Below are 9,983 nucleotides of genomic sequence, written 5' to 3'. Positions count from 1 at the left end.
GCGCATCTCTCAAGGGGAGTCTTTGTTTGACTACAAATCCGGTGAAGACACCAATACTTTTACCAATAAAAACTTCCCGCGTCAGAAAGTTACTCTCAAAGATTTAAGCGCCGCAGATATTCAAAAAGCAGAGGAACTAATCGGCAATTCTATTACAAATCCTGCCATCCGCGAAGCTGCCATTATTGACCTCGTACTGACTAATTTTGACCCCAGTATTGTGGAAGCAGCGATCGCATCCCAAACCCCCGATAGTATACTTGCGATCGCCATCCCACCCAGAGCATTTGAAGATTTTAGCAGCACTTTTGTCAATACCCCCGTCAAAATTAATGTAGTGGAGAACGACGAAGGGACGCTGGGAGTACCGCTAGCGATCGCCAATTTCGACGCAACCACAACCAAAGGCGGCAATATCAAATTAGATGATAACGCCACACCCGACAACAAGAGCGACGACCAATTAATTTACACCCCACCTGCCAATTTTACAGGCATTGACACGTTTAATTACACCCTCACCGACGGCAAAGAAACCAGTACCAGCAAAGTTACCATTTCCGTACCCGCTTTCAATCTTTCTAACCTCAACGGTAGCAATGGATTTGTCTTAAATGGCAGCAATGCAGGTAACTTTACCGGAGTTTCTACCAGCAGCATTGGTGACTTCAATAGCGATGGTTTTGACGACTTAATTATCGGTGCATTTGCAGCCGATCCAAATGGCAACAACGCCGCCGGGGAAAGCTATATTTTATTTGGCAGCAAAGCAGGTTTCCCAGTTAATTTCAACCCCGCTAACTTGAACGGCAGCAACGGTTTTATCATCAACGGCGTCGATCCCAATGGCTTCAGCGGCGGTGCTGTCAGCAGCGCGGGTGATGTCAACGGCGATGGCATAGATGACTTAGCAATTGGTGTGTTTGGTGCGACAGCAAACGGCAAAAATAATGCAGGCAAAACCTATATTGTATTTGGCAGTAAAAACCCATTTCCCGTCAGATTCAACTTATCCGAACTCAACGGCAACAACGGTTTTGTCTTCAACGGCAACAACGAATTTGACTACGTAGGTTTATCCATTAGCAAACTCGGCGATCTCAACGGAGATAGCTTAGATGACCTGTTAGTAAATGCACCAGGGCCGTTAAATAGTTCCGCTGGCAAGAGCTATATTATATATGGTCGAAAAGGCAGCTTCTCCCCCAGTCTCAACACAACCGATATCAACGGCACAAACGGTTTTGTCATTAACGACACCGATGGCAATTCCGGCAGTTCCGTCAAAGGAGTTGGCGATATCAACGGCGATGGCATGGCTGACTTAATTATCGGCACAGATGCAGCCAATCCCGATAACAATACTCCCGGAAAAATCCAAGTTTTATTTGGTTCCAGAAAAGGCATCCCCGCCGTCGTCAACCGTTCCGAACTCAACGGTAAAAATGGTTTTGTCATCGAAGGCGTCGAAATTAATACCAGCACCTTCGTCAGCGGTGCAGGCGATATCAACGGCGATGGACTTAACGATTTAATAATTGGCGTTGCCGATGCCACTGCTAACAATAACCCAGCCGCAGGTAAGACTTACATTGTCTTCGGCAAGCAAGCAGAATTTGCCCCCGTTGTCAACCTGAATCAACTTAATGGTAGCAATGGTTTTGTCATCAACGGCACCCAAATAGAAGAACGTTCCGGTATTTCTGTTGATGGTGCAGGAGATATCAACGGCGATGGATTTGATGACATTATAATTGGCGCTTCCGGTGCATCTGCCAATGGTAATAATACCGCAGGAAAGAGTTATATTTTATTTGGCAGCAACCAAGCATTTCCTGCTAGTTTTAACCAGGCAGAATTGAATGGTAATAACGGCTTTATTTTCAACGGTGCTACTGCCGATGACTTAACCGGAACAGCCGTTAGCGGTGCCGGAGACATCAACGGAGATGGACTGGGAGACTTGATTATCGGCACTCCAGGCAGCTTGTTTAACAATGCGCCAGGAAAGAGTTATGTCGTATTTGGAAATACAGCCTTTGGCGGTGTTTATAAACCCATTTCCGATCCGGCAGACTTAGAATTAGTCCAAACAATTAGCAACAAAACTCCCTATATCGGCGATGAAGTAACGTTAAAATACACCCTCACCAATAAAGGCAAAGGCGTTGCACGTCGCATCAAAATAACTGACTTATTACCCCCCGGAGTCAGTTTCCTATCCGCCGCCACCGACCAAGGAATTTATGACAGCAATACCGGAATGTGGGAACTGGGAAATATCAGAGAAAATCTCAGCCGCACCTTAGATATTATCGTCAAAGTTGAGAAAACTGGTTCCCTAGTGACAACCGGACAAGTAACCGCTGTACGAGAAACCGATCCCGATTCAATTCCCAATAATAATAACCCCGCAGAAGATGACCAAGATTCAGAGGAATTTGGCGTTGCAGGTGGTGGCGGGTTAACTTTAGTCTTTGACGAACGTTATTATCTCGCACAACATGCTGATGTGAAAGCAGCAGTAGAAAAGCGCAAATTCAAGAACGGTTTTTCTCACTTCGTCAGACATGGAGAAAAAGAAGACCGCGATTTCAGGGTATGGGTGTTTGATGAAAGCTATTATTTAGAACAAAATCCAGATGTCAAAGCAGCAGTTGATGACAAAAAATTCCGCAGTGGACTGCGACACTTTATCCGACACGGACAATTTGAAGGACGCCTACCCAATTCGTTCAATCCAAGTGCCAAACGCTTGCAATTCGATGAAGACTATTATTTGGAACAAAATCCGGATGTGAAAGAAGCGGTAGAAAGGCGCGATTTCCGTACTGGTTTTGCACACTTTATCGAGTGGGGACAACTTGAAGGACGCAAACCCAGTCCTTTGGATAGTAACTTGCTTCCAGGTTAGAGGGAGAAGAAAAGGGATAGAAACATTCTGCACCAGAATCCCGGTTTCTTCGAGAAACCGGGATTCTCATTCATTAATTATCTACCTCTATCATTCTCCAGTGGGATGAACTATCGCCGTTATCAGTTGTTTGGCTATTTGAATCGCTGCTTGGGGAGTGGGTGCGATCGCAATATCAACCGCATCAGAAACATTGCTAGTCTGGTACAATAGGAGTAATAATAAAAAACTCGCACCATTGGTGCGAGAAATTGGCTGGAATCATAATAAGAGTGCGAACGCATATCTTCAAGCGACCACAAACCGGGTTTTTGTTGTGTTTAATTATGCCCAATCGCTTAGTTGACGAATCAAAGCGATCGCTTGTTTGGCTTGTTGAATTGCGGCTTGGGGAGTGGATGCGATCGCTACATCTTTTAAACTCATAAAAAAATCCTTACTCTTCTCGTCGCAATTCAACAAAATAACTGGCTTATTCCCTTTAATCGCCAGAGCAATTTCTGATGCTGTACCCGCACCCATGCCGCAAGCAATTACCACATCGGCAGAAAGTACATTGATATTATTCCGGGCATTTCCCATATCGGTAACAATGGCAATATCAACGGCATTAGAAACATTGCTGGTATCAGATGAAGGCAGAATTCCAACTGTTAAACCATTTGCCGATTTTGCGCCTATACTTGCAGCATCCATCACGCCAACATTTCGACCACCTGTCAATAATACCCATCCTTGTTGAGCAATTAGTTTACCCAATTCGCGGGCAGTTTCTAAATCGGATGGGGTAGCATTTTCACCAGGCCCCATGACGCCAATAATGATTTTTTTCATGGTTTGCTAATTGCTCATGGCTAATTACTAATCGGGAAGAGTGGGCTTTCATATTTCAGAGCAAGCCCAAATTCCCTATTATACCAAATCCGCTTTCATTACCCCTTTTATGCCGAACGACTCGCATTCGCGGCTACACAAACAAAGACCGCCTGCGCGGTCTGTAAGAATAAGGGGGATGGTTAACCCGGATTTGGTATTACCAATTACCTACTACCTGTTTCCTCTACTAATCAACTTTTTAGGGTTCAATGTTTCGTCGATCGTGGGAACTATTCAATAGACTTGTTACAAGCTATCATATCTATTGGGGTCTTTCTTTTGCTTCTTAGTGTCATCAGATTGCGCTTTTGGCTTTTTGGCTTCTCTGTTGCCTTTTTTCTGTTTTGATTTTGACATAACGATTCTCCAATCTAGGTTATGTAAGCGAAGCAAACTTTCCAGAGCATCCAGTAGGGTTACATAGAATTGCCCTACATCCCAAGCCACCCCAAGCGCGTTCTACCGGACTGCTCCCAAGTTGAGCAGTTCCTTGGGAGATGCCAGCAAGTCAATGGCTACCAAGAAAATCTTGCCTTGAGGATTAAGCAAGAACCGCCATGCCAGGTTTATGCCAACACTGTCACCAAACCAGGGAGTTTGCACTTTACCCGTCACTTTAATCTGGGTGAACCCTCCTTCTGCTGGCTCAGATACCCCCCGTTCAGGCATCAACTTGAGTCCGTAGCATTCTTCACGCATATACCTGAGGATGTTCTCCTGACCCACAATCGGTTTCTCGAAAGGCGGTTGCAGGGCACCGTCTTGGGCAAATAAAGCCACAGCCGCCTCGAAGTCAAAGGCGTTCATACTCTCGATGTAGCTCAGGACTGTAGAGTTGTTGATGCCCTTAATCCTGACCTTAGTTCGGGATGGGAGAACTTTAGGTGGAACCACAGGTTCTTTGACTTTTTCAGTCCCAACTGTTGGGGCGTATCCCATGTTGACAACAACATTCTGCAATACGGTCAGTTGCTGTCCCGGTTCAAGTTGGCGGATGGCTTGGAACACATCGGATGCCTTTGCAGACATTTTATAGCGTTCTGGAATGGGAGCAACGATTCGCTGTTTCATCCACTCGCCTAACTGATACCAAAAGCCCAACTTGACATTCGTGCCGAAAGACGAATAGGTGTGGCAGATGGGAGTGTCAGTATGGTTAACAAGATCGCACATCACTTGCGTTTGCTCGCCTGGAGGCATCTGCTTGATTTGAGTCAGAGTTTTTTCTGCGAAGACCATGTTGGCGGCTCCCATCGCGGCAGGAGTGATTGTAACTCCCATCTCAGTATAGGCAAACCAAAGTAAAGCCAACTGATCCTCAGCACTGAGTTGATCGAATGATTCAACCGTAGCTGGAACCGCATCAGCAACTTGGGTGTTCGGGAAAATTGACCGAGCTAAATCGATGGTGTATGACATGATTGAATTGTCCAAAAGTGAGATTAAATCGTTCAGGGATTGGCTCTCTTGCAAAGAGTTAACTAAAATCAGCTTCTTACACTGATATGTCAGAGAGAGTAATATCGTTTCCGGTTACATCGGAATTACAGCCGTAGGGGCACGGCAGCCCAGGACTTTTGCGCTGGCGACAAAGCTTATTGACGCCGTGCCCCTACTAATGATTCCGATGCAACCGGATTTGATATAACTTCTTTGATATGAAGTGATTCATCAAGTAAATATTAAGCAGCCTCTAGCTCTGACAGCGCCTTGTTTTCAGCCTAATATTCCAGAGCATTAGAGCGAGAGGCTTTAAACGCCGAGCGATAGGCATTGGGATCTCTTAATATTTCCCCGCTCGCTCAAATCTTAGCCAAAATAATTGGCAGACTCTAAGCGGTCGTTGTGCATTCTCCCATCAGGCATTTTTACCCGGCTCAAATTTGCTTTGCTTAAATTTGCTCCTTTGAGGCTGACCCAATTTAGATTGGAATTGCTTAGATCTGAGCCACTCAAGTCTGTGTTGTTTAAATTTGCCCCAGTCAGATCGATTCCCGTCAAATTTGCGTTAACCAAGCTGAGTCCTCTCAAATCTTGTTGCCTAAAATTCCTTTCCCCGGCTGCATATCGTCTCAAAACTTCTTTGGCATCCATATTGGTTGCCTCACAACGTGTAGCGTTGTCGCTGTTTATATATCTATTATATATTAAATTTCATCATCTATGGCTTTAACATCAATAAATCCATCCCAGCAATCAAAATATATTGGGGGCTGGTTTATCAATAAACATTTGCTACTGATAAATATGGCGGATTGCGGTCGTATGAGGTGCACCGAGAGTTTGTGTAGCGGCACCCTTAAGGGTGCCGCTACACAAACTCAGCCTTAAGGCTTTCCCTAGACGAGCTTGCAATCCGCTGTATCTTTGGTAAAACCAGCCCCTACAACACCGGAATTTGTACAAAACTGACGCTAGCAGACAGGATATAATTCGGTGCGCGATGCATTAACGGCAGTGGGACAGCAACTATAGGTAACTCAAGTTGCTAGTTATCTCTCTCCTTGCGGCTAATGGCTAATGGCTAATGGCTAAGGTCAAGAACAATGCTATATTACTACGCTGACCAATTAGCTATTAGCGATTAGCGATTAGCAACACCCAAGTTTATACCTAGCAACTTGCGTTAGGTAGTTGCTGCCCCACAGATAGTACTTGCTATCTAAGCGCTTGCTTACGCAGGCATCAACACGGTATCAATGATATGAATGACACCATTATCAGCAGCAACATCTGGTGTTGAGACTGTAGAGTCATTAACCTTAACGCCGCCATTGGAAGCGTCAATTTTCACATCTGAACCTTCAACCGTTTTGGCTGACTTCAGCTTCACCACGTCAGCCGCCATCACCTTGCCTGAAACGACATGATAGGTGAGGATTTTCTTAAGTTTTGGAATGTCCTTAAGTAAGGAGTCTACCGTGCCTTCTGGAAGCTTAGCAAAAGCTTCATCAGTGGGCGCAAAGACGGTGAATGGACCAGCGCCTTTTAGGGTATCTACCAGATTGGCAGCTTTGATTGCAGCAACTAGGGTACTGAAAGAACCAGCCTTAACGGCAGTATCAACAATGTTAGCCAAGTATTGCACCTAGTTTTGTGTAATCTGTTAACCACTATAAACTACTTTTTACGAAATAGCATTGATTTTGAGAAAGTTGCCTCATCTATGTATTTTAATTGGATAAAATACATAGTAGTTTTTATACATAAACAGTTGGAGCAAAGATCAAATTACAAGATACTCTCGCACCCTATACGTATGGCGACGCAGGTGAGCTAAGGCTTTCATCTCAATCTGACGAACCCGTTCGCGACTCAGCCCAAGTCGCTCTCCGATTTCTTGCAAACTCTGTGCTGGGTTGTTGTCGAAGCCAAAGCGTAGCGTCACAACTTCCCGCTGTCGAGGGGTCAGTTCCGCTAATAATTGCTCAACGTCATAACGCAATGCTTCGCCCATCGTGTAATCCTCTGGGGAAGGTTTGTTATCTGGCAGCATTTCAACCAATTCTGTGTACTGATTCTCTCCTACTCGTAAATCTAAAGAAAGGGGTTGTCGGGCTAGCAGCAAGAGTTCTCTAACTTCAGAGGTTTTTAGCTCCAGGGCTTGAGCAATCTCTGATGGGGTCGCATTACGACCCAACTGATGAGAAAGTTGCCTTTGAATCTTCCTGATTTTACTGAGCTTTTCATGAACGTGACTGGGGAGCCGAATGGTGCGACCTTGCTGTGCGATCGCGCGAGTTATGCCTTGACGAATCCACCAGTAAATATAGGTAGACAACCTGTAGCCTTGTTTCGGGTCAAATTTTTCTACACCGCGCTCTAGACCCAGAGTACCTTCCTGAATCAAGTCCAAAAAGTCGACGTTGCGCTTCTGATACTTCTTTGCTACAGAAACCACCAAACGTAAATTGGCTTCAATCATCTTTTGCTTTGCGTTTTTCCCCTTCACCAAGACAGATTTCAGCTCATCCTCATTCAAGCTAGCCCTCTGTGTCCACTCTTCAATACTTGGCTCGCGACCTAACAATTGAGCCAGCGCTTCTTTACCCTCATACAGAGCCATCATCTGCTGAACCTGCTTGCCATAGACGATCTCTTCCTCCTTGGTCAATAAAGGGATGCGATTAATTTCGATTAGATAGGCTCGGATCGTATCTTTGTTGAAATTAGGTTGAGTAGGCTTCATATTAGTGGGAGAGATGGACAATGGGTACAAAACTATTAACCTCCGCCTAGTCTCATATGGCGGAGCCAAGTATCAACGCAGCACTAGCAAAAATGGTTGAGTCCCATAATTCTCTTCACTGCCTGAGAAACATTCACCGATCGCTAATATCTGAAGGTTTGAAGATTCAGCCTAACCTACCGAACTGGTTGGCTTGATTGGGTACTTTCATTATGGACGATGAACCAAAATGTTGTGAGCTGATACCCGCTCGATATAATTGCTTCACTGTCAGCATTCATGGGTCAAATCTCAGCCACATCGGTAGTTCAGCTGTTAAGAGCGAAAAATCAAACACACAATAAAGCCACAAGCTTTTCCCTGAGTGCCTTGGCAGAAGTTTAGCTAATGACTGAAGCGCTGAATGCTTACAGTCTACCTAGTCGTGGATATTTCCATCCGGCATTTTTGTCCCCTTCAGGTTGGCATGACTCAAGTTTGCTCCGCTCAAATCTGCCCAACTCAGATCTGCCCCCCTTAAGTCTGTCCAACTGAGGTTGGCATGGCGCAAATCTGCCCAACGCAGGTTGGCATGGCGCAGATTGGCTCTCAGCAGATTTGCACAACTCAGGTCTGCATGACCCAAGCTTACCGCACTAAGGTCTAGATTACCAGAAAATTGGGTTTAAAGCCCCGTCCTTATAGGACGGCTTTTTCCCTAGACCTATGATACACTTATCGTAATCTTGAGCGTAATAGATGCTAATCTACGAAGCCAAACTAGAAGGAACTCTCGACCAGTATGAACAGCTAGACAATGCCATTCGCACTGGTCGTTTTGTTCGCAATTCAATCATTCGTGCTTGGCTAGATGGATTAGTCAAAAGTCGCAACGATGCCTACAAATACTGCACAATCTTAGCCAAGAATCCTGAATTCCCTTGGGCAAACCTACTGAACTCTCAAGCAAGACAAGCTCATGCTGAAAGGGCTTGGGCAAGCATTGAACGGTTTTATCGCAACTGCAAAGCCCAAGTCAAGGGAAAAAAGGGGTTTCCTCAATTTAAAAAAAATCAAGTCAGAGCCTCAGTAGAATACAAAGTTACCGGGTGGAAGCTATTCTTAGATAGAAGATATCTGGAATTCACTGATGGATTTAAAGCTGGTGTTTTTAAACTTTGGGGTACTAGGGATTTACACTTCTACCAACTAGACCAAATTAAACGAGTCAGGGTGATGAGAAGGCATGATGGCTATTACGCACAGTTTTTAATCGACCACAAAAGGGAGGAAGTCAAAGAACTAACAGGCAGACAGATTGGTTTAGACGTTGGTTTAACAGATTTCTACACCGACAGCTTTGGTGAAAAAGTAGAGAATCCCAAGTTTTTGAGGAAGGATGAGCGAAAAATTAAACGTTATTCGCGTCGCTTATCAAAAACTGAAAAAGCGAGTAAAAACCGAGCCAAAGCTAAAAATAAGCTGGGTAAAGCGCATCTTAAGATTTCTCGCAGGCGCAACGATTGGGTTTGTAAGTTAGCCCAACACGTCATCCGGTCTAACGACTTGGTAGCGATTGAAAACCTAAAAGTGCGTAACATGATAAAAAACCATTGTCTTGCCAAGTCAATATCAGATGCTGCGTGGTACAGGTTTCGAGAGTGGTTGGAGTATTTTGGCGTTATTTATGGCGTTCCGGTGATAGCGGTTAATCCGAACTATACCAGCCAAAACTGCTCCTTCTGTGGAAAAACCGTGGTCAAAACACTCTCGACTCGAACCCATAAATGTCCGCACTGCGGATTTATCGCTGACAGGGATGAAAACGCAGCATTGAATATTTTAAGATTGGCTCTCAAGGAATTGGCAACTACGGCGGGGCGCGTCGAAAGTCAAGTCTCTGGGTGCGACGTGAAAAGACGGCGCATCTGACCGAGAGGAAAGACTCTCCAGGGAATTCTACCTCCCTGTCGCCATGTAAAAGGGTCAAGTACCCCGCCTACATTGGAAGTAAGTAATGATACC

General features: G+C 45.0%; 7 protein-coding genes and 1 pseudogene. 2 read left to right on the top strand and 6 right to left on the bottom strand.

Annotated elements, in window-relative coordinates; all coding sequences use genetic code 11:
• Window positions 1-2,914: Ig-like domain-containing protein (locus tag MiSe_RS44495; RefSeq protein ID WP_226592979.1), on the top strand; the 2,914-nt coding region annotated here is incomplete at its 5' end.
• A gap of 324 nt (window positions 2,915-3,238) precedes the next feature.
• Here MiSe_RS44495 and MiSe_RS44490 read toward each other — a convergent pair.
• From MiSe_RS44490 to MiSe_RS44465, 6 genes and pseudogenes are all read right to left on the bottom strand, one after another.
• On the bottom strand, window positions 3,239-3,748 hold the full coding sequence (locus tag MiSe_RS44490; RefSeq protein ID WP_226592977.1) for a TIGR00725 family protein: 510 nt from the start codon (window positions 3,746-3,748) through the stop codon (window positions 3,239-3,241).
• Window positions 3,749-4,249: 501 nt separating this feature from the next.
• Window positions 4,250-5,209: an orange carotenoid protein N-terminal domain-containing protein gene (locus MiSe_RS44485; RefSeq protein ID WP_226592975.1), complete on the bottom strand. Its 960-nt coding sequence runs from the start codon at window positions 5,207-5,209 to the stop codon at window positions 4,250-4,252.
• A 390-nt stretch (window positions 5,210-5,599) separates the two neighbouring features.
• Complete coding sequence (locus tag MiSe_RS44480) at window positions 5,600-5,884, bottom strand: pentapeptide repeat-containing protein (protein ID WP_226592973.1); 285 nt, start codon at window positions 5,882-5,884, stop codon at window positions 5,600-5,602.
• 580 nt (window positions 5,885-6,464) lie between these two features.
• Window positions 6,465-6,869 carry a fasciclin domain-containing protein gene (locus MiSe_RS44475; RefSeq protein WP_226592972.1) on the bottom strand — a complete coding sequence of 135 codons (405 nt, stop codon included), beginning with the start codon at window positions 6,867-6,869 and terminating at the stop codon, window positions 6,465-6,467.
• A gap of 147 nt (window positions 6,870-7,016) precedes the next feature.
• Window positions 7,017-7,979, bottom strand: a complete 963-nt coding sequence (locus MiSe_RS44470) for an RNA polymerase sigma factor, RpoD/SigA family (RefSeq protein ID WP_226592970.1) — start codon at window positions 7,977-7,979, stop codon at window positions 7,017-7,019.
• 418 nt (window positions 7,980-8,397) lie between these two features.
• Window positions 8,398-8,610: pseudogene (locus MiSe_RS44465) on the bottom strand (pentapeptide repeat-containing protein); the annotation flags it as partial.
• A 107-nt stretch (window positions 8,611-8,717) separates the two neighbouring features.
• On the opposite strand from MiSe_RS44465, the gene MiSe_RS44460 reads away from it, so the two are divergent.
• Entirely contained in the window at window positions 8,718-9,890 is a 1,173-nt protein-coding gene (locus tag MiSe_RS44460; RefSeq protein ID WP_226592966.1) for an RNA-guided endonuclease InsQ/TnpB family protein, read from the top strand.
• Window positions 9,891-9,983 lie beyond the last annotated feature (93 nt).

The sequence above is a fragment of the Microseira wollei NIES-4236 genome (assembly GCF_020521235.1).
Lineage (GTDB): Bacteria > Cyanobacteriota > Cyanobacteriia > Cyanobacteriales > Aerosakkonemataceae > Microseira > Microseira wollei.
Note: the sequence above shows the minus strand (reverse complement) of the source record. Positions and strands in the feature narration are given on the sequence as shown.